Origin of the sequence: Pseudomonas sp. CFBP13528 (assembly GCF_005233615.1) — a bacterium.
GTDB classification, from domain to species: domain Bacteria; phylum Pseudomonadota; class Gammaproteobacteria; order Pseudomonadales; family Pseudomonadaceae; genus Aquipseudomonas; species Aquipseudomonas fluorescens_AM.
The window spans coordinates 379,325-405,538 of record NZ_QGAJ01000002.1 but is presented as its reverse complement, the minus strand read 5'-3'; the positions used below and the strand labels follow the sequence as shown (position 1 = coordinate 405,538).

At 61.4% G+C, this 26,214-nt stretch carries 24 protein-coding genes; 7 read left to right on the top strand and 17 right to left on the bottom strand.

Translation table 11 applies throughout. The features are described from left to right. Positions 1-23 precede the first annotated feature (23 nt). The 10 genes from tadA to lptF form a co-directional block, all read right to left on the bottom strand. Complete coding sequence (tadA, locus tag PspCFBP13528_RS05390) at positions 24-518, bottom strand: tRNA adenosine(34) deaminase TadA (protein WP_137199761.1); 495 nt, start codon at positions 516-518, stop codon at positions 24-26. Then, a complete protein-coding gene (locus PspCFBP13528_RS05385) occupies positions 518-1,900 on the bottom strand; it encodes a multicopper oxidase family protein (protein ID WP_137199760.1) in 1,383 nt (460 codons plus the stop codon). Before PspCFBP13528_RS05385 ends, tadA begins: the two co-directional genes overlap by 1 nt. 250 nt (positions 1,901-2,150) lie before the next feature. Further along, positions 2,151-2,894, bottom strand: coding sequence for a pyridoxine 5'-phosphate synthase (pdxJ, locus tag PspCFBP13528_RS05380; protein ID WP_137199759.1), 744 nt, complete (start codon positions 2,892-2,894; stop codon positions 2,151-2,153). A 51-nt stretch (positions 2,895-2,945) separates the two neighbouring features. Then, positions 2,946-3,635 (bottom strand): DNA repair protein RecO, encoded by a 690-nt coding sequence (gene recO, locus PspCFBP13528_RS05375; RefSeq protein ID WP_057724727.1) that lies wholly within the window; start codon positions 3,633-3,635, stop codon positions 2,946-2,948. Between the two features lie 150 nt (positions 3,636-3,785). Then, entirely contained in the window at positions 3,786-4,688 is a 903-nt protein-coding gene (era, locus tag PspCFBP13528_RS05370; RefSeq protein WP_005785147.1) for a GTPase Era, read from the bottom strand. Further along, positions 4,681-5,370 carry a ribonuclease III gene (rnc, locus tag PspCFBP13528_RS05365; RefSeq protein WP_003188856.1) on the bottom strand — a complete coding sequence of 230 codons (690 nt, stop codon included), beginning with the start codon at positions 5,368-5,370 and terminating at the stop codon, positions 4,681-4,683. Before rnc ends, era begins: the two co-directional genes overlap by 8 nt. 144 nt (positions 5,371-5,514) lie before the next feature. After that, a complete protein-coding gene (lepB, locus tag PspCFBP13528_RS05360) occupies positions 5,515-6,369 on the bottom strand; it encodes a signal peptidase I (protein WP_065951746.1) in 855 nt (284 codons plus the stop codon). 5 nt (positions 6,370-6,374) lie between these two features. Further along, a complete protein-coding gene (gene lepA / locus PspCFBP13528_RS05355) occupies positions 6,375-8,174 on the bottom strand; it encodes a translation elongation factor 4 (protein WP_065951745.1) in 1,800 nt (599 codons plus the stop codon). A gap of 154 nt (positions 8,175-8,328) precedes the next feature. Beyond that, positions 8,329-9,408, bottom strand: a complete 1,080-nt coding sequence (lptG, locus tag PspCFBP13528_RS05350; RefSeq protein ID WP_101218352.1) for an LPS export ABC transporter permease LptG — start codon at positions 9,406-9,408, stop codon at positions 8,329-8,331. Continuing rightward, positions 9,401-10,519, bottom strand: coding sequence for an LPS export ABC transporter permease LptF (gene lptF / locus PspCFBP13528_RS05345; protein WP_137199758.1), 1,119 nt, complete (start codon positions 10,517-10,519; stop codon positions 9,401-9,403). Before lptF ends, lptG begins: the two co-directional genes overlap by 8 nt. A gap of 283 nt (positions 10,520-10,802) precedes the next feature. On the opposite strand from lptF, the gene PspCFBP13528_RS05340 reads away from it, so the two are divergent. The 5 genes from PspCFBP13528_RS05340 (at position 10,803) to rlmF (ending at position 17,562) form a co-directional block, all read left to right on the top strand. After that, positions 10,803-12,290 carry a leucyl aminopeptidase gene (locus tag PspCFBP13528_RS05340; RefSeq protein ID WP_137199757.1) on the top strand — a complete coding sequence of 496 codons (1,488 nt, stop codon included), beginning with the start codon at positions 10,803-10,805 and terminating at the stop codon, positions 12,288-12,290. Positions 12,291-12,437: 147 nt separating this feature from the next. Further along, positions 12,438-12,866, top strand: coding sequence for a DNA polymerase III subunit chi (locus PspCFBP13528_RS05335; RefSeq protein ID WP_065894843.1), 429 nt, complete (start codon positions 12,438-12,440; stop codon positions 12,864-12,866). Between the two features lie 7 nt (positions 12,867-12,873). Further along, entirely contained in the window at positions 12,874-13,248 is a 375-nt protein-coding gene (locus PspCFBP13528_RS05330) for a DNA polymerase III subunit chi (protein WP_065951742.1), read from the top strand. A 211-nt stretch (positions 13,249-13,459) separates the two neighbouring features. Then, the gene (locus PspCFBP13528_RS05325; RefSeq protein ID WP_101218346.1) at positions 13,460-16,306 is read left to right on the top strand and encodes a valine--tRNA ligase; all 2,847 of its coding nucleotides are present in this window, start codon (positions 13,460-13,462) and stop codon (positions 16,304-16,306) included. Between the two features lie 239 nt (positions 16,307-16,545). Then, the gene (rlmF, locus tag PspCFBP13528_RS05320; RefSeq protein ID WP_137199756.1) at positions 16,546-17,562 is read left to right on the top strand and encodes a 23S rRNA (adenine(1618)-N(6))-methyltransferase RlmF; all 1,017 of its coding nucleotides are present in this window, start codon (positions 16,546-16,548) and stop codon (positions 17,560-17,562) included. A 183-nt stretch (positions 17,563-17,745) separates the two neighbouring features. On the opposite strand, the gene PspCFBP13528_RS05315 is transcribed toward rlmF, so the two are convergent. Then, entirely contained in the window at positions 17,746-18,027 is a 282-nt protein-coding gene (locus tag PspCFBP13528_RS05315; RefSeq protein ID WP_005785131.1) for an HU family DNA-binding protein, read from the bottom strand. Positions 18,028-18,423: 396 nt separating this feature from the next. Here PspCFBP13528_RS05315 and yejK point away from each other — a divergent pair, with 396 nt between their 5' ends. Together yejK and PspCFBP13528_RS05305 are read left to right on the top strand one after the other, a co-directional pair. Then, positions 18,424-19,428 carry a nucleoid-associated protein YejK gene (gene yejK / locus PspCFBP13528_RS05310; protein ID WP_003171997.1) on the top strand — a complete coding sequence of 335 codons (1,005 nt, stop codon included), beginning with the start codon at positions 18,424-18,426 and terminating at the stop codon, positions 19,426-19,428. Further along, entirely contained in the window at positions 19,428-19,778 is a 351-nt protein-coding gene (locus PspCFBP13528_RS05305) for a glutaredoxin family protein (RefSeq protein ID WP_065951738.1), read from the top strand. Before yejK ends, PspCFBP13528_RS05305 begins: the two co-directional genes overlap by 1 nt. A 135-nt stretch (positions 19,779-19,913) precedes the next feature. Here the strand turns inward: PspCFBP13528_RS05305 and PspCFBP13528_RS05300 are convergent, their stop codons facing one another. The 6 genes from PspCFBP13528_RS05300 to PspCFBP13528_RS05275 form a co-directional block, all read right to left on the bottom strand. Further along, positions 19,914-22,154, bottom strand: coding sequence for a TonB-dependent receptor (locus PspCFBP13528_RS05300; protein ID WP_137199755.1), 2,241 nt, complete (start codon positions 22,152-22,154; stop codon positions 19,914-19,916). Between the two features lie 158 nt (positions 22,155-22,312). Then, entirely contained in the window at positions 22,313-23,290 is a 978-nt protein-coding gene (locus PspCFBP13528_RS05295) for a FecR family protein (protein WP_137199754.1), read from the bottom strand. Beyond that, positions 23,287-23,865: an RNA polymerase sigma factor gene (locus tag PspCFBP13528_RS05290; RefSeq protein ID WP_065951735.1), complete on the bottom strand. Its 579-nt coding sequence runs from the start codon at positions 23,863-23,865 to the stop codon at positions 23,287-23,289. The genes PspCFBP13528_RS05295 and PspCFBP13528_RS05290 overlap by 4 nt, the downstream gene beginning before the upstream one ends. A 7-nt stretch (positions 23,866-23,872) precedes the next feature. Continuing rightward, a complete protein-coding gene (locus PspCFBP13528_RS05285) occupies positions 23,873-24,199 on the bottom strand; it encodes a DUF3325 domain-containing protein (RefSeq protein WP_137199753.1) in 327 nt (108 codons plus the stop codon). Further along, the gene (locus PspCFBP13528_RS05280; RefSeq protein ID WP_137199752.1) at positions 24,200-25,774 is read right to left on the bottom strand and encodes a PepSY-associated TM helix domain-containing protein; all 1,575 of its coding nucleotides are present in this window, start codon (positions 25,772-25,774) and stop codon (positions 24,200-24,202) included. Further along, positions 25,771-26,073, bottom strand: a complete 303-nt coding sequence (locus PspCFBP13528_RS05275) for a DUF3649 domain-containing protein (RefSeq protein WP_065951732.1) — start codon at positions 26,071-26,073, stop codon at positions 25,771-25,773. The genes PspCFBP13528_RS05280 and PspCFBP13528_RS05275 overlap by 4 nt, the downstream gene beginning before the upstream one ends. Positions 26,074-26,214: the final 141 nt, after the last annotated feature.

Here is a 26,214-nt window from a genome sequence, read left to right as displayed (position 1 = left end):
CACACTTTTATCCTCAGTGTTCTTTAGAGTGGAGGCTTGGCCCGGCGAGCCTTGAAGAATTCACTCAACACGGTGCCGCACTCCTCGGCCAGCACCCCACCTTCAAACAGGACCCGATGGTTGAGAAAGCCCTGGGTAAAAAACTGCCCCTGGCTCTGCACGATCCCGGCCTTGGGCTCCAGTGCGCCGTACACCACCCGCGCAATTCGCGAATGCACGATCAGGCCCGCGCACATGCTGCACGGTTCCAACGTCACATAGAGGGTGCTGCCCGGCAGGCGGTAATTGCTGACGGCGTGGGCGGCCGCGCGGATTGCGACCATCTCGGCATGGGCACTGGGGTCATTGCCGCTGATCGGGGAGTTGAAACCGCGGCCGATGATCTCACCGTCCTGCACCAGCACCGCGCCCACCGGCACTTCACCCAGCGCGGCGCCCTGGGCGGCGAGTGCCAGGGCTTCGCGCATGAAGTCCTGGTCGCGGCTGCGGTCGATGATCGCCGGGCGAATCTGGCGCATCACGCCACCTCGATGGCGGCCATCAGGCCGGTTTCCATATGGTCGATCACATGGCAGTGGAACATCCACACCCCCGGGTTATCCGCCACCAGCGCCACTCGGGCGCGTTCGTTCTTGCCCAGCAGGTAGGTGTCGGTGAAGTACGGGATGACCTTGTGGCGGTTCGACGCAATGACCTTGAAACTCATGCCGTGCAGGTGGATCGGGTGCTGGTACTGGGTCATGTTCTTCAGTTCGAAAATATAGCTCTTGCCCTTTTCGAGCCTGGCGATGGGCCGGTCGGCGCAGGTCTTGTCGGTGATGTCCCAGGCCTGGCCGTTGATCTGCCACAGGCTCGGCGGCTTGCCGTTGTCGACGTTGACCGACACCGAACCGACCCATTCGAAATTGAAGTTGAGTTTCTCGGCATTGGCCAGGTCCGGTTCGGCAACCGGGTTGGCCGGCAGCGCCGGGGGCCATTCGGTGGGCGCGTCGGTGTTGGCCACCGAGCGGAACGTGCCCAGGCGCACCGGACCATTGCGGATCGACAGCTCTTCGCCGGCGGGCGGCGCCTTGATCGCCAGGCAGATACGCATGCCAGGGCCCAGCCAGTATTCCTTGCCCAGCGGGCGCGGCTCGATGGGGTTGCCGTCCAGCGCGTAGATCTGCGCGTCGACATCCGGAATGTTGATGCGATACGTCAGGGTGTTGTCGAGGTTGAGCAGGCGCACACGGGTAATCTGCCCGGCCGGCAGGTCGATCACGGCCTGGGACACACCATTGATGGTGGATAAACGCCCCGCCGTACCGCCGCGCGCCGCCTCACGGGGAATGCTGAAGGCGACAAAGGCGCCCTCTTCGTCCACGTGCCAGCTTTTCAGGCTGAGGGTACGTTCGTGCTTGAAACCGGTGGGCTCGCGCTCCTCGATGATCAGCGGTCCGACCAGACCACGGCCGAGTTCTTCGCTGCTGTTGACGTGCGGGTGATACCAGTAGCTGCCGGCGTCGGGCACACGGAACTTGTAGTCGAAGTATTCCCCGGGCAGTACCGGCAATTGCGAGACGTAGGGCACGCCGTCCATTTCCAGCGGCAGGCGGATGCCATGCCAGTGGATGGTGGTGGCGACCGGCAGGTGGTTGATAAAACGCACCCGCAGCCACTCGCCCTGGCGTACCCGCAACTCGGTGCCGGGCGCCGAGGGGCCGAACGCCCAGGCCTGGGTGGTGTGGCCCGGCACCAGTTCCACGTCCAGAGGGGCGGCAATCAGTTGGTAGTCGCTTCCTGCGTTGGCATCGGCGACCTTGCCCAGCCAGTAGCGATAGGCGCCACCCGCGCCCACACCGACTACTGCCAGGCCGGCAAGGCCACCGAGAATCTGTCGACGGGAAAACGATTGGGACACAGCAACCTCACGTATCTACCGCAGGCCAAGGCCCGCAAAGGGCAGATACGATACACCTGCGGGGCCTAAACAGTAAGGGTTCGCATTGCCGCACAGCGAAATTGCGGAGGTTAATGAAGATCAAAAATGTGGGAGGGGGCTTGCCCCCGATGGCAGTGTGTCAGTCAGCCTATTCTTACCTGATACACCGCCATCGGGGGCAAGCCCCCTCCCACATTTTGAACTCCACTGAGTCTTAGAGTGTGTTCGCTCAGGTTCTGGCGGCCGCCAGAATCAGGGCCTTCATCTCGGCCACGGCGCCTTTGAAACCGACGAACAGCGCATGGGCCACCAGCGCATGGCCGATGTTCAATTCGTTGATGCCCTTGATCGCCGCCACGGCTTCGACGTTGTGGTAGTGCAGGCCATGGCCGGCGTTGACGATCAGGCCTTGGCCAAGCCCGCAGTTCACGCCGTCGATGATGCGTTGCAGCTCTTCAGCCACTTCGGTCGGCGTGGTGGCATCGGCGTAGCGGCCGGTGTGCAGTTCGATGGCCGGGGCGCCGACGCGGCGTGAGGCCTGGATCTGACGCTCGTCGGCGTCGATGAACAACGACACTTCGCTGCCGATCTTTGACAGGCGCTCCACGGCGGCCTTGATCCGCGCTTCCTGGCCGGCCACGTCGAGACCGCCTTCGGTGGTCAATTCCTGGCGGGTTTCCGGCACCAGGCAAATGTGCGCCGGGCGGATGCGCTCGGCGAACTGCATCATTTCTTCGGTGACGCCCATTTCGAAATTCATGCGGGTCTGCAGCACATCCTTGAGCAGCAGCACGTCGCGCTCCTGGATGTGGCGGCGGTCTTCGCGCAGGTGCACGGTGATGCCGTCGGCGCCCGCTTCTTCGGCGTCCAGCGCGGCCTTGACCGGGTCAGGGTAACGGGTGCCCCGAGCCTGGCGCAGGGTGGCGACGTGGTCGATGTTGACGCCAAGAAGAATGCGATTGCTGGTGGTCACGGAAGCGCTCCTGAAAAGGGAAAGAATCGGTGCACAGCATACACGGGGATGTCAGGGCTTTCGAAACAACTCGCGACTGACCAGCGGCCGTCCGCCCAGGTGTACGGCCAGCGCCTGGCGCATCAGGCGCTTGGCGGCGGACAAGGCACCGGGGGCGGTCCAGTCCGCTTCACTCATGGCCAACAACTCGGCGCCCTGGAACAGGCCGGGTTGCAACAGGTACACGCGCTCAAGGCCCGCGTCCACTTGCAGGCGATACAGGCCGTCGGCGGCGACAGGGTCACCGTGCAGGTCGTTGTGCAATTCAAAACCGTAGCCCAGGTCATCCAGCAGGCGCCATTCAAAGGCCCGCAGCAGCGGCTCCAGGGGGCGGCCTTCAGCGAGCGCGAGCAAGGTGGCGGCGTAGTGATCGAAGACGGCCGGGTGCGGGTCTTCGGCGGGCAGCAGGCGGATCAGCAGCTCATTGAGGTAGAGCCCGCTGAACAGCGCATCGCCATTGAGCCAGGCGGACGTGCCGACGCTTTCCAGGCGGCCGACGTTCTTCAGCTCGCCCTTGCCGCGAAATTCCACGTCCAGGGCCACGAACGGCCGCGCCAACGTACCGGCCTTGCCCCGCGCGCTGCGCAGAACCGCGCGCAGACGGCCCTGAGGCGTGAGGAAGTCCACCAGGGCGCTGGTCTCACGGTAGGCGCGGCTGTGCAGCACGTAGGCGAGCTGGCTGGGAGGTGGGGATTGCGACATGAGTTCTCGATTTTGAAAACAACATCAACCTAATGTGGGAGGGGGCTTGCCCCCGATGGCAGTGTGTCAGTCACTTATCTATTCACTGACCCACCGCTATCGGGAGCAAGCCCCCTCCCACATTTTTCAGCCCTGCGGTGCATTCAAGCCTTACAGGTCGCCGTAGCCCAGGGAGCGCAACGCGCGCTCATCATCGGACCAGCCACCCTTAACCTTCACCCACAGGTTCAGCATGATCTTGGAATCGAACAGCAATTCCATGTCCTTGCGCGCCTCGGTGCCGATGCGCTTGATGCGCTCGCCCTTGTCGCCAATGATGATTTTCTTCTGGCCGTCACGCTCAACGAGGATCAGCGCATGGATGTGCAGGGTTTTGCCCTGCTGCTTGAACTCTTCGATTTCAACGGTGATCTGGTACGGCAGCTCGGCGCCCATCTGGCGCATGATTTTCTCGCGCACCAGTTCGGCGGCAAGAAAGCGACTGCTGCGGTCGGTGATCTGGTCTTCCGGGAAGAAATGCTCGTTCTCCGGCAGGTACCCGGCGATTACGCGCTCCAGGGCTTCGAGGTTGTGGCCGTGCTGCGCCGAGATCGGCATGATCTGGGCATTCGGCAGTTGTTCCTGCAGCCAGGTCAGGTGCGGCATCAGTTCGGCTTTGTCTTCGATACGGTCGGTCTTGTTCAGCGCGACGATCAATGGGCCGGTGACGTACTGCACGCGTTCGAGGACCATCTGGTCTTCGTCGGTCCACTTGGTGCGGTCGACCACGAAGATCACCACGTCGACGTCTTTCAACGCCGCCGAAGCGGTCTTGTTCATGTAGCGGTTAAGCGCCTTTTCACCGCCCTTGTGCATGCCCGGGGTGTCCACGTAGACCGCTTGGACGTTGCCTTCGGTCTTGATGCCCAGCATGTTGTGGCGGGTGGTCTGCGGCTTGCGCGAAGTGATCGCAAGCTTCTGGCCGAGGATGTGGTTGAGCAGCGTGGACTTGCCCACATTGGGGCGGCCGACGATGGCAACATAGCCACAGCGTGTTGCGGTTGAATCAGTCATGGCCATTCTCCACGCCCAGGGCAATCAGTGCTGCAGCGGCCGCTACCTGTTCGGCAATACGACGGCTCACACCCTGACCTCGGCTTTTTTCGTTCAGTAAGGTGATTTCACATTCCACGAAGAACACGCGGCAATGCGGCTCGCCCTGGATATCCACCACTTCATAGCGTGGCAGTTCGCAACCGCGCGACTGCAGGTATTCCTGCAGGCGGGTCTTGGGATCCTTGTTGGTGTCGACCAGCGTCAGGCTTTCGATTTCCGAAGCCAGCCAGGCGACCACGCGCTCCTTGGCCGTCTCCATCCCTGCATCGAGGTAGATCGCACCGATCAAGGCTTCCAGGGCATCAGCCAGGATCGACTCGCGACGGAAACCGCCGCTTTTCAACTCACCGGAACCGAGGCGCAGGTACTCGCCCAGGCCGAAACCGCGGGCCAGCACGGCCAGGGTCTCGCCTTTCACAAGGCGGGCGCGCAGGCGCGAAAGCTGGCCTTCGCGCGCTTGCGGGAAACGCTCGAACAGCGCCTCACCGGCGGCGAAATTGAGGATGGCGTCACCGAGGAATTCCAGGCGCTCGTTATTGCGCCCTGCAAAGCTGCGGTGGGTGAGGGCAAGGACCATCAATTCCTGGTCCTTGAAGGTGTAGCCGAGCTGGCGCTCGAGACGACTGAGAGAAACGGTCACGGTTTATCCATATCTAGTTGGTGGCACCGGCGGCCATCGACGATTGACGCAGTGTTCAAATTCAAATCCTGATGGGTACCGGGCATGGGAAAATGTCCTAGCCCCAGAAAAGCATTCGGCGCTGTGATCACAGCGCCGCCTGTATTACTTGATCAGCCCCACCCGCGAGAAGTTCGGCAGGTGGCTGAGCTTGGGTTCCGGCCAACTCATCCAGACCGCGAAGGCTTTGCCGACGATATTCTCGTCGGGCACCATGCCCAGCAGGTCCTTGGGAATATTGGGGTCGTCCCAGTAGCGGCTGTCGTTGGAGTTGTCGCGGTTGTCGCCCATCATGAAGTAGTGCCCGGCCGGCACTTTCCACTGGCCATCGGGCATCGCGCGGTAGCGGCTCATTTCCTTGCGGATCTGGTGCTCAACCGCACCGAGTTTTTCCTGGTACAGCTCGGCGCTGCCCAAGGTGTTCGGCTCGGCGCCCAACAGTTGTTCGGCCACCGACTCACCGTTGATGAACAGGCGCTTGTCGCTGGTGTAGCGGATCACGTCGCCCGGCAGGCCGACCACACGCTTGATGTAGTTGACGTTCGGGTCGCTCGGGTAGCGGAACACCATCACATCACCGCGCTGCGGGTCACCGACTTCAATGACCTTCTTGTCGATCACCGGCAAGCGGATCCCGTAGGAAAACTTGTTCACCAGAATGAAGTCGCCCACGTCCAGGGTAGGCTTCATCGACCCCGAAGGGATCTGAAACGGCTCCACCAGGAACGAACGCAGCACCAGCACGATGAACAGCACCGGGAAGAACGATTTGCCGTATTCAACCAGCAAAGGCTCTTTGTTCAGCTTCTCGACCACCACGGCATCGGGCTGGCTGACGCTGCCCTGATAGGACGCGATAGCGGCACGCCGACGCGGGGCGAAGAACACCAGATCGAGCAACGCCAGGAAACCACAAACGGCAACGGCGATGACCAGCAACAGCGGGAAATTTAGCGACATAGGACCTAACTATCCAACCTGAGCACCGCAAGGAAGGCTTCTTGTGGAATTTCCACATTGCCCACTTGCTTCATGCGTTTTTTACCGGCCTTTTGCTTCTCAAGCAGTTTGCGCTTACGGCTGACGTCGCCACCGTAGCATTTGGCCAGTACGTTCTTTCTGAGTGCCTTGACGGAGGTCCGCGCAATGATCTGCCCGCCAATGGCGGCCTGGATCGCAACGTCGAACATCTGACGCGGAATCAGCTCTTTCATCTTCTCGGTCAACTGGCGACCTTTGTAGTGCGCATTGTCCTTGTGCACGATCAGTGCCAGGGCATCAACCTTGTCGCCGTTGATCAATACATCCAGCTTCACCAGATTAGCCGACTGGTAACGGTCGAAATGGTAGTCCAGCGAAGCATAGCCGCGACTGGTGGATTTGAGACGATCGAAGAAGTCCAGGACCACTTCGTTCATCGGCAAATCGTAGGTCACTTGCACCTGGGTGCCGAGGAACAGCATGTCGTGCTGCACGCCACGCTTTTCGATACACAGGGTAATGACGTTGCCCAGGTGTTCCTGCGGTACAAGGATATTGGCGCGTACGATCGGTTCACGCATGTCTTCGATCGAAGACAGATCTGGAAGCTTGGAGGGGTTATCGACGTAAATCGTTTCACCGGTTTTCAGCGCCAGCTCGAAAATAACCGTTGGCGCGGTGGTGATCAGGTCCAGGTCGTATTCGCGCTCCAGGCGCTCCTGGATGATCTCCATGTGCAGCATGCCGAGGAACCCGCAACGGAAGCCGAAGCCCAGGGCGTCGGAGCTTTCCGGGGTGTACTGCAACGACGAGTCGTTGAGGGTCAGCTTTTGCAGGGCTTCGCGGAAGTCTTCAAAGTCGTCGGAGCTGACCGGGAACAGACCGGCATAGACCTGTGGCTGGATGCGCTTGAAGCCAGGCAGCACGTCGACATCCGGCGTGGAGCTCAGGGTCAGGGTGTCACCGACCGGCGCACCGTGGATGTCCTTGATACCGGCGATGATGAAGCCTACTTCGCCAGCTTTCAGATCAGTGGTAGCGGTGTGCTTGGGGTTGAACACGCCGACGCTGTCCACCAGGTGGATCTTGCCGGTGGACTTGACCAGGATCTTGTCGCCCTTCTTCACGCGGCCATGGCGCACGCGCACCAGGGAGACAACGCCCAGGTAGTTGTCGAACCAGGAGTCGATGATCAACGCTTGCAGCGGATCGTCGTAGTTGCCGGTCGGCGCGGGGATGGTCTTGACCAGGCGCTCGAGCACTTCATCGACGCCCAGGCCGGTCTTGGCGCTGCACTCGACGGCGTCGGTGGCGTCAATGCCGATGATTTTTTCGATCTCTTCCTTGACGCGGTCCGGATCGGCCTGTGGCAGGTCGATCTTGTTCAGCACCGGCATCACTTCCAGGCCCTGCTCGATGGCGGTGTAGCAGTTGGCCACGGATTGGGCTTCAACGCCCTGCCCCGCGTCCACCACCAGCAGCGCGCCTTCGCAGGCGGCCAGGGAACGGCTGACTTCATAGGTGAAGTCAACGTGGCCCGGGGTGTCAATGAAGTTGAGCTGGTACTTGATACCGTCTTTGGCGGTGTAGTACAGAGTGACGCTGTGGGCCTTGATGGTGATCCCGCGCTCGCGTTCGAGGTCCATGGAGTCCAGGACCTGGGCTTCCATTTCACGCTCGGCAAGGCCGCCGCACATCTGGATGAATCGATCGGCCAGCGTCGACTTACCATGGTCAATGTGGGCGATGATGGAGAAATTGCGGATATGACTCAAATCACTCACGGATCAACACTCAAAAAGGCTGCAGGCAGATTGCCCGCTGAAAAATAGCCGGGAATTGTACCTGATGCTCGGGCCAGACGTCATCTTTGCTGACGAACACAAAAAAGCCCCGTTTCCACGGGGCCCAATGTTGTAGGAGCGAGCTTGCTCGCAATCAGCCGGCTCGGCGCAGCAACCAGAACCCGGCCACGGCGCAGATAAAGGTCGGCACCAGCACCGCAAATAACGGCGAGAAGCCGAATACCAGGCTCGACGGCCCCAGCAGGTCCTGGGCGATGCGGAAGGTGAAGCCCACCAGCACCCCGGTGAATACCCGCTGGCCGAGGGTCACGGAACGCAACGGGCCGAAGATAAAGGAGATCGCCATCAACACCAGTGCGGCGGTGACCACCGGTTGCAGCACCTTGACCCAGAACGCCAGCCAGTAGCGGCCATTGTTCAGGCCCTGGTCCTTGAGGTAGTGGATATAACTCCAGAGACCCGAGATCGGCAAGGTTTCCGGCACCATGATCACCGTATTGAGCAGCTCCGGCTTCAGCGCGATATCCCAGGTCTGGGTGGGGGCATTGACCACTTCGGTACTGGCACTGAACCCCTGGCCCACATTATGGAACAGCGTGGTGGTGACCTCGCTCAGCTGCCACTGCGCGCCATCGTATTGTGCGCGTTTGGCGAAGCTGGAGCTGAGCATGTGCCGCTCTTTGTCAAACGTGTAGCGCGTCACCCCGATCAACAGCCCGCCGGGCTGCACGGCGTTGATGTGGATGAACTGGTCGCCCTGGCGGTGCCACAGGCCGTGCTTGGAACTCTGCGCATCGCCCGAACCCTGGGCCAGGGCGCGATTGGCCTGGGCGGTGGCTTCGGACGGTGGTGCGACGTATTCGCCGATCAGCACGCTGCACGCCATCAGCAGCAGCATCGGCTTCATGACGGCCCAGACGATCCGCCCGATGGACACGCCCGCCGCGCGCATGATGGTCAATTCGCTGTTGCTGGCCAGGGTGCCCAGGCCGATCAGGCAGCCGATCAGGCCGGCCATCGGCATCATGTCGTAGAGACGACGCGGCGCGGTCAGCGCCACGAAGCTCAGTACGTCGGTGACGGTATAGGTATCGGTGACGTTGCCCACTTCATCGATGAAGGCAAACAGCGAGGCCAGGCCCAGAATGATGCCCAATACCGCCAGGATGGCGATCAGTACGCTGCTACCAATGTAGCGATCGAGCTTAGCCACGAGCCAACTCCTTCAGGCCACGACGGCTCTTCATTTTCAAACGGATAGGCTCCCAGTAGAGCAGCCCCAGGCCGATCACCAGGAAAATCCCGTGCACCCACCACAGGCCCAGGGCGGGCGGCAGCTTGCCCTTCTCCAGGGAGCCACGGGCGGAGATCAGGATGGTCAGGTAAGCCATATACAGCAGGATCGCCGGCAGCAGCTTGAGGAATCGGCCCTGGCGTGGGTTGACGCGCGACAGCGGCACCGCCATCAAGGTCACGATAAACACCAGCAGCGGCAGGGACAGGCGCCATTGCAGCTCGGCGATGGAGCGCAGTTCCTGGCTGCCGAACAGCGATGCGGTGGGCAGCGCGTCGCGGTCGGTGACTTCGTCGCTGATATCGGGTTTGGGCAGCATGACGCCGTAGGAGTCGTATTTGATCACGCGGTAATCGGCCAACCCAGGGCTGCCATCGTAGCGATAGCCGTTGTCCAGGATCAGGTAGCGACTGCCATCGGGACGCACTTCCTGGCGGCCACCGTCGGCCACCAGAATCGAAATACCACGGTCTTTCTGGTCCTTGCCGAGGTTTTTCTGGGAAATGAACACGCCGCTCAGGTTGGAACGGTCTTCGGTCATTTCTTCGGTATAGGTCACTCGCGTACCGTCGTTGAGTGCCTGGAAGCGCCCGGGCTCGAGGGTATCGAACTCGGTCATCGCGTCCTGCTTGTTCAGCAGCAACTGGAACTGCATGGCGCCCTGGGGTGCCAGGCTCAGGCTCAACCAGGCCACGACCAGGGCAACGCCGGCGGCCGGCACCATGGTCATCGCCAGCAGACGCTGCTGGCTCATGCCGGTGGCCGACAGCACGGTCATCTCGCTTTCGAGATACAGCCGGCCATATGCCAGCAGAATGCCAAGGAACAGGCCGAGCGGCAGGATCAGTTGCAAAAAGCCCGGCAGGCGAAAGCCCATGATCAGGAACAGAGAACCCGGATCCAGGGCGCCCGAGGCCGCCTGCGCAAGGAATTTGACGAAACGACCACTCATGATGATGACCAGCAATACCGCACTCACGGCACTCAGGGTCAACAGGACTTCGCGGGATAGATAACGGAAGACGATCAAACCAGACACTCCAGGGTTGTCAGGCTAAGGCGGCCAAACAAGCAAGCATACCGAGTCGACCCGTTTGCGCGGGCCGGCTAAAAAGATGGCGCATTATCCTGTGATTGACCGCGCCTGTCACTGCGCAACCTCATGCGCACGCACAAAGCGTGCTTCGAGGGTTGTCAGGCTTCGCCTGCGAGGTTCAAACTGCGGCCTTTGTCGCTGGCGGTTTACAAGGCTGCCACGCTTTAAAGCCTGGGTACAAACGCCAGGCTCACCGACCTTTATAAGGGACCCGAAAATGGAATTGGTTGTAAAAAGCGTTAGCCCCGAAACGTTGAAAACCGCCACCCTCGTGGTCGCTGTCGGCGAAGGCCGCAAACTCGGCGTTGCCGCCAAGCAACTGGATGAACTGAGCGGCGGCGCCATCAGCGCCGTGCTCAAGCGCGGCGACCTGGCCGGCAAAGTCGGCCAGAGCCTGCTGTTGCAGAGCCTGCCCAACCTCAAGGCCGAGCGCGTATTGCTGGTGGGCGTGGGCAAGGACGCCGAACTGGGCGACCGTCCGTTTCGCAAGCTCATCAGCGCCATCCTCACCACGCTTAACGGCCTGGGCGGCAGCGACGCGGCACTGGCACTCGATGAAATCGTCATCAAGGGCCGTGACAGCTACGGCAAGACCCGCCTGCTGGCCGAAAGCCTGGTGGACGGCGGCTACGTCTTCGACCAGTTCAAGAGCCAGAAGGCCGAACCCCGCGCCCTGAAGAAAATCACCCTGCTGACCATCAAGGCCGCGCAGGCTGAAGTCGAGCGCGCCGTGACCCACGCTACCGCGATCGCCAGGGGCATGTCGTTCACCCGCGACCTGGGCAACCTGCCGCCGAACATCTGCCACCCCACTTACCTGGGCGAACAGGCCAAGGCGCTGGGCAAGGAGTTCAAGGGCCTCAAGGTTGAAGTGCTGGACGAGAAGAAGATCAAGGAACTGGGCATGGGCTCGTTCTATGCCGTGGGCCAAGGCAGCGACCAGCCGCCCCGCCTGATCGTGATGCAATACAACGGCGGCAAGAAGTCCGAGAAGCCTTACGCCCTGGTGGGCAAAGGCATCACCTTCGACACCGGCGGCATCAGCCTCAAGCCGGGCGCCGGCATGGACGAGATGAAGTACGACATGGGCGGCGCCGCCAGCGTGTTCGGCACCCTGCGTGCCGTGCTGGAACTCAAGCTGCCGATCAACCTGGTGTGCATCCTGGCCTGCGCCGAGAACATGCCGAGCGGCGGTGCCGCCCGTCCAGGCGATATCGTCACGACCATGAGCGGCCAGACCGTGGAAATCCTCAACACCGACGCCGAAGGCCGCCTGGTGCTGTGCGACGCCCTGACCTACGCCGAACGCTTCAAGCCGCAGGCGGTGATCGACATCGCCACCCTGACCGGCGCCTGCGTGGTTGCCCTGGGCGCCCACACCTCGGGCCTGCTGGGCAACAACGACGAGCTGATCGAGCAACTGCTCAGCGCCGGCAAGGCGGCCGACGACCGCGCCTGGCAGTTGCCGTTGTTCGATGAGTACCAGGAGCAACTGGACAGCCCGTTCGCCGACATCGCCAACATCGGCGGCCCGAAAGCCGGCACCATCACCGCAGCCTGCTTCCTGTCGCGGTTCACCAAGAACTTCAACTGGGCGCACCTGGACATCGCCGGCACCGCATGGGCCAGCGGCAAGGACAAGGGCGCAACCGGCCGTCCGGTGCCCCTGCTGACCCAATACCTGCTGGACCGCGCCAAGGCCTAAGCGGCCCCCGCGCCCTTTGTAGGAGCGAGCTTGCTCGCGAAGATCGCCAACGATAACGCGCACATTCTGGATGAGCGCGGTGTCCTCAGGTTTTTCGCGAGCAAGCTCGCTCCTACAGGGGCAACCAGGCCAGCACCAGGAACCGCAATGACCCAAGTCGACTTCTATATATTGCCCAGCGCCGACCCGTCCGCGCGCCTGGACTTTGCCTGCAAGCTCACTGAAAAGGCCTGGCGCATGGGCCATCGCATTTACCTGCATTGCAGCGATGCCGCCCAACGTGAGGACCTCGATGCCCGTCTATGGCGTTTCAAGGGCGAAAGCTTCGTACCCCACGGCCCCGCTGAATCGGAACCCGATGGCGTGGTAGTGCTGGGTTTGGGCGACAGTTGCGGCGACCACCATGACCTGCTGGTCAACCTTGACCTGAAAGTACCGGCCTTCGCCAAGGCATTCGCCCGCGTGGCGGAAGTGGTGGTGGAAGACCCGGCTATTCGTCAGGCCGCGCGGGAGAGTTTCCGTTTCTACCGCGAACAGGGCTATCCTCTGCAGGATCACCGGCTACAACGACTTTGAGTACATGATGGACACGCCCAACCCGCTGAAAAAAGACGACCACCTGCTGGACGACCTCGAGTCGATCCGTCAGTTGCTGGGTGATGATGGCTTGCAACCGCCGCTGTTGACCGAAACGGCCGACGGCGAGGTACAGATTCCGCTGTTGTTCGACATGGTCGGCAACAAGCCTGCTGCGCCGGAGCCAGCCATTACCGAGCCCGCCCCCGCTGCCCAAAAAGCCCCCGACGCCCTGCTGCTGCACCTGGACAACGAACTGCGCGCCGCCGCGCAATTGATCATGCAGGACGTGATCGATGATTTTTCGCCGCATATTGAAGCCGAGATCAAACGGCGCATGGATGCGCGGATGGAGCGGCTGCTCAGCCAATACCAATCCTGAACCAAACCGACATCCCCTGTGGGAGGGGGCTTGCCCCCGATAGCAGTGCGTCAGCCGTCTATTTGAAGCTGACCCACCGCCATCGGGGGCAAGCCCCCTCCCACATTTGGTTGCATACACCTTAAGCCCTGTCTTCGCCTCGCCCTGCGCTCTATCCCCCGTTATACTTGCCGGCTTTCCTGAATAAATGCCAACTAGGGTCCCGCCGCGCATGGATAAGACCTACCAGCCCCACGCTATCGAAACTTCCTGGTACAACACCTGGGAGTCCGAAAACTATTTCGCCCCACAAGGTGCGGGCGACTCGTACACCATCATGATTCCGCCACCGAACGTCACTGGCAGCCTGCACATGGGCCATGGCTTCAACAATGCAATCATGGATGCGTTGATCCGTTTCCGCCGCATGCAGGGTCGCGACACCCTGTGGCAACCGGGTACCGACCACGCCGGTATCGCCACCCAGATGCTGGTGGAACGCCAGCTGGAAGCCACCGGCCAGAGCCGTCATGACCTGGGCCGCGAGAAGTTCCTCGAGAAAATCTGGGAATGGAAAGACCAGTCCGGCGGCAATATCAGCCGTCAGATCCGTCGCCTGGGTTCGTCCGTCGACTGGAGCCGCGAGCGCTTCACCATGGACGACGGCCTATCGGAAGCGGTGAAGGAAGCCTTCGTGCGCCTGCATGAAGACGGCCTGATCTACCGCGGCAAGCGCCTGGTCAACTGGGACACCAAGTTGCACACGGCGATTTCCGACCTCGAAGTGGAAAACCACGACGAGAAAGGCTTCCTGTGGAACCTCAAGTATCCGCTGGCTGACGGCGCCAAGACTGCCGAGGGCAACGACTACCTGATCGTCGCCACCACCCGTCCGGAAACCATGCTCGGCGACGCTGCCGTTGCGGTTAACCCGAACGACGAGCGCTACCAGGCACTGATCGGCAAGTTCGTCGAGCTGCCACTGGTCGGCCGCCGCATCCCGATCATCGCTGACGACTACTGCGACCCTGAATTCGGCACCGGCTGCGTGAAAATCACCCCGGCCCACGATTTCAACGACTACGAAGTCGGCAAGCGTCACAACCTGCCGCTGCTGAACATCTTCGACAAGAATGCCGCCGTGTTGCCGGCCTGCCAGGTGTTCAACCTGGACGGCACGCTGAACGACAGCATCGACGGCAAGATCCCGGCCGAATACGCCGGCCTCGACCGCTTCGAAGCGCGCAAGCAGATCGTTGCCGCCTTCGACGCCGCCGGTTTGCTGGTGAGCGTTGACGACCACGGCCTGAAAGTGCCGAAGGGCGACCGCTCCGGCACCGTGATCGAGCCGTGGCTGACCGACCAGTGGTACGTGTCCACCAAGCCGCTGGCCGAGCCGGCGATTGCTGCCGTGGAAGACGGCCGCATCCAGTTCGTGCCCAAGCAGTACGAAAACATGTACTTCTCGTGGATGCGCGACATCCAGGACTGGTGCATCAGCCGTCAGCTGTGGTGGGGCCACCGTATTCCGGCCTGGTACGACGAGTCGGGCAAGGTGTATGTAGGCCGCGACGAAGCCGAAGTGCGTGCCAAGCACAACCTCGGTGCCGACATCGCGCTGCAACAGGACAATGACGTACTGGACACCTGGTTCAGCTCGGGCCTGTGGACCTTCTCGACGTTGGGCTGGCCGCAGCAGACCGAATTCCTGAAGAAATTCCACTCCACCGACGTGTTGGTCACCGGCTTCGACATCATTTTCTTCTGGGTTGCCCGGATGATCATGCTCACCATGCATTTGGTGAAGAACGAAGACGGCACCCCGCAGGTGCCGTTCAAGACCGTGTACGTGCACGGCCTGGTACGTGACGGCCAGGGCCAGAAAATGTCCAAGTCCAAGGGCAACGTCCTGGACCCGCTGGACATCATCGACGGCATCGACCTGGAAACCCTGGTGCACAAGCGCACCTCGGGCCTGATGCAGCCCAAGCTCGCGAAAAAGATCGAGAAACAGACCCGCGACGAGTTCGCCGACGGCATCGCCAGCTATGGCACCGACGCCCTGCGCTTCACCTTCTGCTCGCTGGCGTCCACCGGTCGCGACATCAAGTTCGACATGGGCCGCGTCGAAGGTTATCGCAACTTCTGCAACAAGATCTGGAACGCCGCACGCTACGTGCTGGATAAAGGCGAAGACTGCGGCCAGAACGGCGAAGCCTTCGAGCTGAGCCTGGCCGATCGCTGGATCATCTCGCAGCTGCAGCGCACCGAAGCCGAAGTGACCCGCCAGCTCGACCAGTTCCGCTTTGACCTGGCCGCACAGGCCTTGTACGAGTTCATCTGGAACCAGTACTGCGACTGGTACCTGGAACTGTCCAAGCCGGTGCTGTGGGACGAAAACGCGCCGGTCGAACGCCAGCGCGGCACCCGTCGCACCCTGGTGCGCGTGCTGGAAGTGGCGCTGCGCCTGGCGCACCCGTTCATGCCGTTCATCACCGAAGAAATCTGGCAGCGCCTGGCGCCGCTGGCCGGTATCGAAGGCAAGACCATCATGCTGCAGCCTTGGCCGGTGGCCAATGAAGCCCGTATCGATGAGGCCGCCGAAAGCGATATCGAATGGCTCAAGACCCTGATGCTCGGTACGCGCAACATTCGCGCCGAAATGAACATCGGTCCGGGCAAGCCGCTGGCCGTGTTCGTCAAGAACGCCAGTGCCGAAGACCAGCGTCGCCTCAGCGAGAACGATGCGCTGCTCAAGAAGCTGGCAAAGCTGGAGTCCATCACCGTATTGGCCGATGGCGCCGAAGCACCGCTGTCGGCCACTGCATTGGTCGGTGATATGGAAGTGCTGGTGCCGATGGCCGGCCTGATCGACAAGGGCGCGGAACTGGCCCGACTCGACAAGGAAATCGCCCGCCTGCAAGGCGAAGTGCAACGCGTGGGCGGCAAGCTGTCCAACGCGGCGTTCGTCGACAAGGCGCCGGCAGAAGTGATCGACAAGGAACGCGCCAAGTTGGCCGAGGCTGAACAGGCCTTGGGCAAGCTGGCGGAGCAACATGCGCGGATTTCCAGCCTGTAAGGCTTGAGTCGCGTAAAAAAGAGACCTTCGGGTCTCTTTTTTTTGCCTGATCGTTCCCCGATGTCCTGCTGGCAATGCAGTCAATGTGGGAGGGGGCTTGCCCCCGATGGCGGCGGGTCAGTTAACAGATAATTGACTGACACACTGCCATCGGGGGCAAGCCCCCTCCCACATTTGACCGAGTTGTCCTCGGGAATGTGTGACAATGGCCGCCACTTTGAGCCAACACCAGAATCAACATGACCGCCCCTAGCACACCCAAACCACCGCGCAAGAAGCCTAAAACCGCTGCCACGGCCAAACCCGTCGCACCACGCAAAGAGGCGACCCTGCACCCGCGCAACCGCCACACAGGCCGTTACGACTTCCAGGCGCTGATCAAGACCACGCCGGAACTGGCGCAATTCGTGATCATCAATCCTTATGGCAAAGAGAGCATCGACTTCGCCAGCCCGGACGCGGTGCGGGTGTTCAACCGGGCGTTGCTCAAATCGTTCTATGGCATCCAGCATTGGGATATCCCGGCCGATTACCTGTGCCCGCCGGTGCCGGGGCGCGCCGACTATGTGCACTTCCTCGCCGACCTGCTGGCCAGCGTCAACGACGGCAAGATTCCGCGCGGTTCCATCGTCAAGGTGTTGGATATCGGCATGGGCGCCAACTGCGTCTACCCGTTGATTGGCTACATGGAGTACCGCTGGAACTTCCTCGGCTCTGAGGTCGACCCTATCGCAGTGGCCGCCGCCAAGGCCATCGTGCAGTCCAATGACTTGAGCAAAGTCATCCAGTTGCGCCAGCAGCCCAATCCCAAGCACATCCTGCTGGGCCTGCTGGAGCCTGCCGAACGCTTTGACCTGACCATGTGCAACCCGCCGTTCCACGCGTCCATGGACGAAGCCACCAAAGGCAGCGAGCGCAAGTGGCGCGCCTTGGGCAAAGCCGATCCCAAGCGCAAGTTGCCGGTGCTGAACTTCGGCGGCCAGTCGGCCGAACTGTGGTGTGAAGGCGGCGAAGCGCGTTTTGTGACGCAGCTGATCGCCGAAAGCGCGCATTTTGCCCACAAGGTGCTGTGGTTCAGCACACTGGTGTCAAAAGCGTCAAACTTGCCCGCGATCGAGACGGCGTTGAAAAAGGCCGGCGTGCTGGAAAGCCAAGTGGTGGAAATGTCCCAGGGGCAAAAGCAAAGCCGGTTCGTCGCCTGGACCTTCCAGACCAAGAATGAACAGCACATCTGGCGCCAGCGCTGGGTTCGTTGAACCCAGCCCCCTGTAGGAGCGAGCTTGCTCGCGAAGGACGCCAACGATAACGCGTGTATTCTGGATAAACGCGGTGATTGTGGGTTCTTCGCGAGCAAGCTCGCTCCTACAGTTACAAACAAAATCGCAGGCAACAAAAAACCGTGCCCGGATCACTCCGGAGCACGGTTTTTTTACTGCGTCTTACTTGTTAACAGCGTCGGTCAGGCCTTTGGCCACAACCAGCTTGATAACTTTCTTGGCAGCGATTTCGATGGCAGCGCCAGTCGAAGGGTTACGACCGGTACGGGCAGGACGCTCGGTCACTTTCAGCTTGCCGATACCTGGCAGAGTGATTTCGCCGCCGTTTTCCAGCTGATCGGCAACGATCTGGCCCAGCTGGTCCAGCGCTGCGCGCGCGGTGGTTTTCGGCGCGTCGATAGCTTCAGCGATATCAGCGATCAGTTGGTCTTTAGTCAAAGCCATTGTGGTGTTCCTTCCCTATCAAATTCATATGGATTGCAGAGTGCAGTGTCAGCCGTCGAGCCCGACCGTGTCGGCCTGGCGCCCCGGCTATAACCTTGGAGAACGGGGTTATAGATGCTTGAAACGGGGATTGGTTCGACCTGACAAATGCTGAATGCACGCTTAACGCCGAGACTTGGCGTAAGACGGGGCAAAACTAGCACAGAGACGGGGAAATATCCGCCTCAACATACCCATTTGGTCAGCTTTATCGCTCTAAAGCGTGAAAAAACCCCATATGCACGGTGGGAGAACATCCAAACCGCCCTTCCAGGCGCGTCTTGACCAACGGGTGCGGTACACTGGGCAACTTTTTGGGGGAGGCTCACCGCTCCCCTTCAACCAGCCGAGAAGCCTATGCCGATCCGTCATTGCATCGTCCACCTGATCGACAAAAAACCCGACGGCACACCCGCAGTTCTGCATGCCCGTGATTCGGAGCTGTCCGAATCGGCCGCCATCGAGAACATGCTTGCCGACCTCAACGAGAGCTACAACGCCAAACAGGGCAAGGCCTGGGGTTTCTTCCATGCCGAGTCCGGCGCGCACCCGTTCAGCGGCTGGTTGAAGGAATACTTTGACGGTGGCCAGGATTTCACCACCTTCAGCCGTACCGCAGTGGAACATCTGCAGAAGCTGATGGAGGAGTCCAACCTGTCCACCGGCGGCCATGTGCTGTTCGCCCACTACCAGCAAGGCATGACCGACTACCTGGCCATCGCCCTGCTGCACCACAGCGAAGGCGTGGCGGTGACCGACGAGCTGGACGTGACGCCCTCGCGCCACCTGGACCTGGGCCAACTGCACCTGGCCGCGCGGATCAACGTGTCCGAGTGGCAGAACAACAAGCAGTCCAAACAGTACATCTCGTTTATCAAGGGCAAGAACGGCAAGAAGGTCTCGGAGTACTTCCGCGACTTTATCGGCTGCCAGGAAGGCGTCGACGGCCCGGGCGAAACCCGCACCCTGCTCAAGGCGTTCAGTGACTTCGTTGAAAGCGAGGACCTGCCGGACGAGTCGGCCCGCGAGAAAACCAAGACCCTGGTGGACTACGCCAGCAGCCAGGCCAAGCTCGGCGAGCCCATGGGATTGGAAGAACTGTCCGGCCTGATCGATGAAGATCGACCCAAAGCGTTCTACGACCACATCCGCAACAAGGACTACGGCCTGTCGCCGGAAATTCCTGCCGACAAACGCACCCTCAACCAGTTCCGCCGCTTCACCGGCCGCGCCGAAGGCTTGTCCATCAGCTTTGAAGCCCACCTGCTGGGCGACAAGATCGAATACGACGAAGCCGCCGGCACCTTGATCATCAAGGGCCTGCCGACCCAACTGACCGACCAGCTCAAGCGCCGTAACTGATGCTTGGCGGGGTCTTGAAGAAAGTCCTGCTGGTGTTGCTGGTGGTGGTGGTGATTCAGAACTGGGGCAAGCTCGAGCGGCTGTTCAACCCGTCGCAGGTGGTGTCCGAGCAGATACGCGCCTCGGCGCGCGTGGTGCTTTACACCACCGAGTGGTGCGGCTACTGCAAGCAGATCCGGCGCTTTCTGGACCAGAAGGGGGTTCCTTACCAGACCTTCGACATCGAGAAAGATGCCCAGGCGCGCAAGGCCTATGAAGCGTTGGGCGGCGGCGGGATTCCGTTTGTGGACGTCAATGGCACGTTGATCCGCGACTACAATCCGGATGCGATCATGGCCGCCCTGAAATAACCCGGCCCTCGAAAACACCGCAGATCAAATGTGGGAGGGGGCTTGCCCCCGATAGCAGTGTGTCAGCCAGCCTATCTGTCGCTGATCCACCATAATCGGGAGCAAGCCCCTCCCACATTTGGTTTTGTGGTGACCTTAGAAGTTGGCTTCCAGGGACACCATCGCCGTCCGCTCTTCCCCCACGTTGTAATACGCCGTACTCGGTGCCAGCCCATTGACCGGTGCCGAGTTGAACGCCACGGTACGCGCCGAGCTCAAGTACTCTTTGTCGAACAGGTTAAGCATCGAAAACCGCAACGCGGCCGACTTGATGACCTTCTTGTCCACCGGCAGATAAATACCCGCGTTCAGGTCGAACACCGTGCGGCCCTCGATCTTTTCCTTGTTGGTCAAATCGCCATAGAAGCTGCCGACATACTTGCCCGCAATATTCCCGTAGAACCGCGAGTCGTCATACCCGAACACCAGGTTGAACATGTTTTGCGGCACGTTGGCCAGTTGCTTGCCCGAGGTGGGCAACAACACATTCTTGCTGAGCAAATCGTCCTTCTGCTCGGACTGGGTGTAGGTGTAGGACGCGTAGTAGTTGAAGTGGTTCGGCAGCAAACCACTCCACTCAAGTTCCAGGCCTTTGTTAGCGACACTGCCCACGTTGAGCACCATGTAGTCACCGCTGGCGTCGGTGGTCGACACCTGGCGATCCTTGAAACTGATGTAGAACAGCGTCGCGCTCAGTGCCATGTCGTCTTCGCTGTAGCGCCAGCCCAGTTCCTGGTTCCAGCTCAGTTCGGACTTGAGGCTCACCGAGTCGCCTTTGTTGTACAGCACGTAGTTGGGCGGGGTGCGCATATTGCGGGTGAGGTTGTAGAACGCCTGGTTGCGCTCGTCCACCTGATACTTGGCGCTGAAGTTGGGCAGGAACTGGTGGTAGCGGGTGTTACGTTTCTCCGGCTGGTCGTAGAGGCTGCCGAGGTTATTACCGTCACGCTCGACGTACTGATAGGCCACACCGCCGACAAAACTCAGGTCCGGGGTGGCCTGCCAGCTGTCCTGAACCCAGAGTTTCTGTGCCGGAGTGACGGTGTAGTAGTGACGGCCTTGTACAGTCTTGCCGTTTTTATCGACCACCTGGCCACCGTCGTTGTAGTCGCCCCACACCTCATCAGGCGCGCCTTCGCCGTTGATCCCGATAAACGGCTGGGTCTGGCGCTGGCGTGCGCGTTCGTACCAGTAGCCGTAGTCCAGGCTGTGTTCCTCGTTGATGTCCCACTTCATCTTGGCGGTGAAGCCGGGACGCCAGGTCTCGGTCCATGAAGGGCGGTAATAGTTGGCCGATTGCAGGTTGCCCAGGTCGTAATTGCCGGCCTTGTCGGAGCGCGGCCCCAGGTTTGACGCGGTCTGGCCGCTGAAGCTGCCACCGTTGGCCCAGTAGTAATACGGCGTGAGCGTCAGCGACAGGTTGTCTTGCAGTTGCCAGCGCTGGGTCAGCGTGGCGTTGACGCTTTCAAAGGGGTTGCGGTTGAGCTTATAGGACGCAGATAACAAACCGGCCTTGTACACCGGGCTTTCGGCGTAGTCCTTGCGTCGTCCTTCAGTGTCGAACTGTGCCTTGCTCAGGCTGTTGTAGTTGTAGTTTTCCTGCTTGTTGTACTTGACCGTGGCCAGCGTGGAATTGCCATTATCCCCTTCGAACAGGCTGCTCCACTCGACCTTGTCGCTGCGCAGGGTGCCCTTGCCGCGCCATTTGTCGCCCTCCAGGTGAGACGCCGAGACCCAGGTCTTGAGGCCGCCGAAGTCACCGGTGTTGGCACGTACGAAGGTTTTGCGCAGCGCATTGGCACCGACGATCTGCTTGGCGAACACCCCGGCGTCCTGGGTCGGCCGAATCGTGATCATGCCGATATTGCCGCCGCTGGAGCCGATGTGCGGGCCATCCGCCTCGGAAGACCCTTGAGTGGCAAACACTTCAGCGAGGTTTTCCGGATCGCCCAATTGGTTGGAGTAAACGCTGTAGTTGCCCGAATCGTTGATCGGTACGCCGTCGACCGACACCCCAACCTGGTCGGAGCTCATGCCGCGCATGGTGAACGTGGTACCGCTGGTGCCGCTGGCGTCGTCGCTGGAAACGTTGATACCCGGCGTGTATTTGAGCTTGTCGATGGCGTTGGCGGTCGCCGACATCTCGTCCATGGCCTCCTTGGTCACCGTCGACCGTGCCTTGGCGCTTTCCTCGCGGATCATGTGACCGTTGCCCAGGGTCTGCTTGCCGGCCACATTCACCGAACCGACGTCCTGGGAATCGTCCGCCAGACTCAGCGGCGCAAAACCGCCCAGGCCCGAGGCCAGGAACAGGGCATAGAGTTTGTTGTAGTTCACGTGTAGATCCCTTACTGACAATGCCCTGTTGAACGGGCAGATGTAGGTCGCTTCCTGACCATTTGTTCAGGAAACCCAGGATGATCCACGGCACGTGTAACCGTTTGGTGACAGGTTTTGGCGATTGCGATGAAGCTTCGGTGAACGGCGCGATGCGGCTAGCGCACTACGATCACGCGCCCCAACAGCGTGTGCTGCTCGAAGCCGAGGACCGCTTGCAAGGCCTTCAATACGGCGACAGGGTCGTTGCTTGGAAAGCTGCCGCTGACGCGTCTGGCGCCCATCTCATCATTGAGCAGGAGGATTCGGCCCGGGTAGTAACGCGCGAGGTCCCTGACCACCTCGGCCAGCGGCGCCTTGTAGTAATTGAGCCAACCCTCGCGCCAGGCCAGGCGTGATTCGCTGTCCACCGGATGCAGCGGCTCGGCTTGGCCGTCGGCGTAGGCCACTTGCTGGCCTGCCGTCAGAATTTGCTGCGCCCCCTGTGCGGACGGCGTTACGCCAACCCGGCCGGACAGCACTGTCACCTGGGCCCCCGCCGGTTGCAGGCGCACTTCGAACTGCGTGCCCAGCACCCGCGTTTCTCCATCGCCCGCCTCGACCACGAAGGGCTGGCCGGTGTGGACAACGCGGAAAAAACCGGCCCCGCGACGCAACTGGATATGCCGCTCGCCGTGGCTGAAATCCACGGCAATCGCGCTGTCGGCGTCGAGGGTGACGTGGGACTGATCGGCCAGGGTGACGGTCCTCACCTGCCCCGGCGCCGTCACGTAATCGGCGCCAAGGTCATCGACCCAACGAAACGGCTGCCAACCGGCGCCCATCGACACCATCAGCAACAAGCAGGCCGCCATGGCCAAGGCGCCGGCCCCGCGCACCAGGCGCGAGCGGCTGGAACGGCTCATCGCATTGAGGTAGCCCTGCAAGGCCTGTGCGTCTTCGCCGGCCAAGGTGCGTGCCGGGACTTCGCTCAACTCCCACAGCACCTGGGCCTGGGCGTAGGCCTGGATATGGGCGGGGTCGGCCCGCAGCCATTGGCTGAAGGAGGCTTGATCGCCGCTGCCGGGCTGGTCGTGCAGCCGGCTCAACCAGTCGAGCGCGGCCTGTTCCTGGGCGGGCGTGGGGGTGACGTTCACGGTGCTTTCCCTGGCGTACGTGGGACTGACGGTTCGCGCAGGCTCGCCTTGCACGCTTGCAGGGCACGCATCATATGTTTTTCCACGGCGCTTTGGGACAGGCCCATGGCCTTGGCGATCTCTGCGTATTTGCGCCCGTGAATGCGGTTGAGCAGGAAAATCTGCCGAGTGCGCTCGGGCAGACTGCGCAAGGCGGCTTCGACATGCCGCAGGTCATTGCCCGCTTCGAGAGCCGCCTGGGGTTCGCAGCCCTGGTTGTCCTGTTGCTCCGGCAACCAGCCCTCATTGCTGCGCACGCGGGCGCCTTCGCTGCGCAAATGGTCGATGGCGATATTGCCGGCGCAGCGCAGCAGGTAGGTGCTGAGCTCTTCGACCTGCACCAGCGGGCGGCGCCAGAAACGCAGGAACAGGTCCTGTACCAGATCAGCCGCAGTGGCGCGGCAACCGACGCGGCGGCTGACTAATGCCTCCATCTGTGAACGCTGGGACAGGAACACCTGCAGGAAATGCGCACGTCCACCGGCCGCGTCCGGGTGCGAACTGTCTTGGGGTCTGGGCGGGGGACTGATGGTCATGGGCAGCTCAGAACAGGCCGAATGCCGCGAGAGGGCTGGCCAGCAGGCCGACGCCCGCGAGGACCAAGGCCAGCCGTGGTCGGTACGGCAACAGCAGCACCAACATCAAGGCGCTGAGCATCAACACCGCGCACCACTCCACCAGGCCCCGGCCCCAACCGGTGGCGGCCACCGCCGGCCAGACCGACAGGGTCAGCAGCAACCAGCCGGCCGCACGCAAGCCCAGGCGCCGTGCAGGCGTCGGTTTGCTGCGCAGCAGCTCGCCGTGGTGACGGTCGGTGGCCAGGCACAGCGCGGTAAACCCGGCGTAGCACAGCAGCAGCGCGAGCAGCATTCAGCCGGCCTCCTGCTTGAACGCCAATGCACGCGCACGCTCTGCCTTGGGCTGCAACGCGGCGCGGCGCTGCATCTTCCAGGCTGCCCATCCGAGGAACAGGCCGCTGGCCAGGCACGTCAGGTCGAAGCCGGCCATGGCCCAGTCGCCGCTCATCAGCGAAGTGCCCAAGTGATACGGCGTAGTCAGCGCGTTAATCAGCGGGATGGCCACAAACAGCAGCGCGCCCAGGCCCAACTGCTCTACCCAGCCCTGACGACCGCGCCGCAACGTGGCATGGACCAGGCTCAGGCCCCAGGCAATAAAGAAGCCTCGCACTTCCCAGTCGGAACGTTCGGCCACGCTCACCGGCAACAGTCGATTGGCCCAGAAAAACGCCGCGATGGCGATCATCAGCCCCGACATGCTGGCGATATTCAGTACCTCCACCAACCGCAGTTCAAAGGGCATCACACCGGTTTTTATGTGTTTGAGCTGACGCTTGCCCAGCCATATCACCAGGCCTGTGCCGATCATCGCCGTACCTGCCAGGCCGCAGATGAAATACAACCAACGCAGCACCGGGCCGGCGAAATGGCCCATGTGCAAGCCGTAGAAACTGCCACCGATAACCGACGGCAAGGACGGCTCACCACTGACCCGCAGCAACTGGCCCGTGGTGCCGTTGAATGAAACGGTGCTGCCGAAATCATGCACCACGCTGTCGGAGCCGGCGCGGAATATATTCACCGAGGCGTTGACGTCGCTTGGATTATTCACCGCCAGGCGCCCGACAGGCCCACCCGCCCACTGCTGCCGCGCCTGCTGGTACATCGGCCACAACGGCAGCAACGTGCCCGGCTGGCCGAGTGCGGGCGCATTATCGGAACTGGGAAATACTTCATTGAAGAAGGCACGGCTGTCATTGCCATAGGAGGCCACGATCGGCGCCGGCATCACCATGCTCATGAAAATCACCAGGCTGCTGTAGGTGATCATCAGGTGAAACGGCAGCACCAGCACGCCCACCGCGTTGTGCCCGTCCAGCCAGGAGCGCTGGCCTTTGCGCGGGCGGAAGGTGAAGAAGTCCTTGAAGATTTTCTTGTGGGTAATGATGCCGGTGATCAGCGCGACGAACATCACCATGGCGGCGAGGGTCGACAGCCAGCGGCCCCATGGGTAAGGCATTTGCAGTTGGAAGTGGAAGCGGTAGAAGAATTCACCGCCCATGCTTTCGCGGGCCTGGACCGCTTGGCCGCTGACCGGGTCGAGGACTTTCTGGATGAAGTTGCCGCGCTTGCCGGGGTCGATCTTGTCCTGCCACATCACCGACAGGCCGGGGTCGCGGCGGGTGGGCAAGGTAATGAACCAGCGCGCGGCAGTGGGCGCCTGTTGCTGCAGGTAGTCTTGCGCCACGGCGAGGCTGCGCGCGTCGTCCATCGGATGGGCCTGGACTTCGGGCTGCATCCAGTGGGTTATTTCATCCTTGAAATAGGCCAGGGTGCCGGTCAGGAAAATCGCAAACAGCAGCCAGCCGAAGATCAACCCAGCCCAGGTGTGCAGCCAGGCCATGGCTTGGCGAAAACCCTCTTTCATGTGCGCACCACCCAGAACCCAATGCCCGCCAGCGTGGCCAACAGCGCGCTCGGCAGCATCACCCCGGCCCACGCGCGCCACGCGGTGCGGCAGGCAAAACACCAGAGCACCGCCAGCAGGTAGAACACGAATGAACTCATCATGCCGACGATCACCGCGTCGGCGCGCGCCGTCGGCAGCCACAGCGCAAGACAGATAGCGGCCAGGGAGGCCATCAGATAACCGCCGACCACAGCCGCCAATACGCGCGAAGTAACGGCAAGGCGATAAGAGGCGGGCAGTGAGGTTTTGCTTTTCATGCGGCAGGCGCCAAGTTCATCAGCGCGCAATATTAATGATAAATATTCTCATAAGCAAAAGAGAACGGATGAATCACCTGCTCGGGTCGATTGCCGAACCGTGTTTGCGGCCCTACAATGCGAACAATTCTTGTTCTCTAA

What these genes read in the sequence shown, in the direction of transcription:
- tadA (WP_137199761.1), bottom strand. Translation starts at nt 518, where the DNA reads ATGCGCCAGATTCGCCCGGCGATCATCGACCGCAGCCGCGACCAGGAC.
- recO (WP_057724727.1), bottom strand. Translation starts at nt 3,635, where the DNA reads ATGTCGCAATCCCCACCTCCCAGCCAGCTCGCCTACGTGCTGCACAGC.
- era (WP_005785147.1), bottom strand. Translation starts at nt 4,688, where the DNA reads ATGACTGATTCAACCGCAACACGCTGTGGCTATGTTGCCATCGTCGGC.
- lepB (WP_065951746.1), bottom strand. Translation starts at nt 6,369, where the DNA reads ATGTCGCTAAATTTCCCGCTGTTGCTGGTCATCGCCGTTGCCGTTTGT.
- PspCFBP13528_RS05340 (WP_137199757.1), top strand. Translation starts at nt 10,803, where the DNA reads ATGGAATTGGTTGTAAAAAGCGTTAGCCCCGAAACGTTGAAAACCGCC.
- PspCFBP13528_RS05335 (WP_065894843.1), top strand. Translation starts at nt 12,438, where the DNA reads ATGACCCAAGTCGACTTCTATATATTGCCCAGCGCCGACCCGTCCGCG.
- PspCFBP13528_RS05330 (WP_065951742.1), top strand. Translation starts at nt 12,874, where the DNA reads ATGGACACGCCCAACCCGCTGAAAAAAGACGACCACCTGCTGGACGAC.
- PspCFBP13528_RS05325 (WP_101218346.1), top strand. Translation starts at nt 13,460, where the DNA reads ATGGATAAGACCTACCAGCCCCACGCTATCGAAACTTCCTGGTACAAC.
- rlmF (WP_137199756.1), top strand. Translation starts at nt 16,546, where the DNA reads ATGACCGCCCCTAGCACACCCAAACCACCGCGCAAGAAGCCTAAAACC.
- PspCFBP13528_RS05315 (WP_005785131.1), bottom strand. Translation starts at nt 18,027, where the DNA reads ATGGCTTTGACTAAAGACCAACTGATCGCTGATATCGCTGAAGCTATC.
- yejK (WP_003171997.1), top strand. Translation starts at nt 18,424, where the DNA reads ATGCCGATCCGTCATTGCATCGTCCACCTGATCGACAAAAAACCCGAC.
- PspCFBP13528_RS05305 (WP_065951738.1), top strand. Translation starts at nt 19,428, where the DNA reads ATGCTTGGCGGGGTCTTGAAGAAAGTCCTGCTGGTGTTGCTGGTGGTG.
- PspCFBP13528_RS05290 (WP_065951735.1), bottom strand. Translation starts at nt 23,865, where the DNA reads ATGACCATCAGTCCCCCGCCCAGACCCCAAGACAGTTCGCACCCGGAC.
- PspCFBP13528_RS05285 (WP_137199753.1), bottom strand. Translation starts at nt 24,199, where the DNA reads ATGCTGCTCGCGCTGCTGCTGTGCTACGCCGGGTTTACCGCGCTGTGC.
- PspCFBP13528_RS05280 (WP_137199752.1), bottom strand. Translation starts at nt 25,774, where the DNA reads ATGAAAGAGGGTTTTCGCCAAGCCATGGCCTGGCTGCACACCTGGGCT.
- PspCFBP13528_RS05275 (WP_065951732.1), bottom strand. Translation starts at nt 26,073, where the DNA reads ATGAAAAGCAAAACCTCACTGCCCGCCTCTTATCGCCTTGCCGTTACT.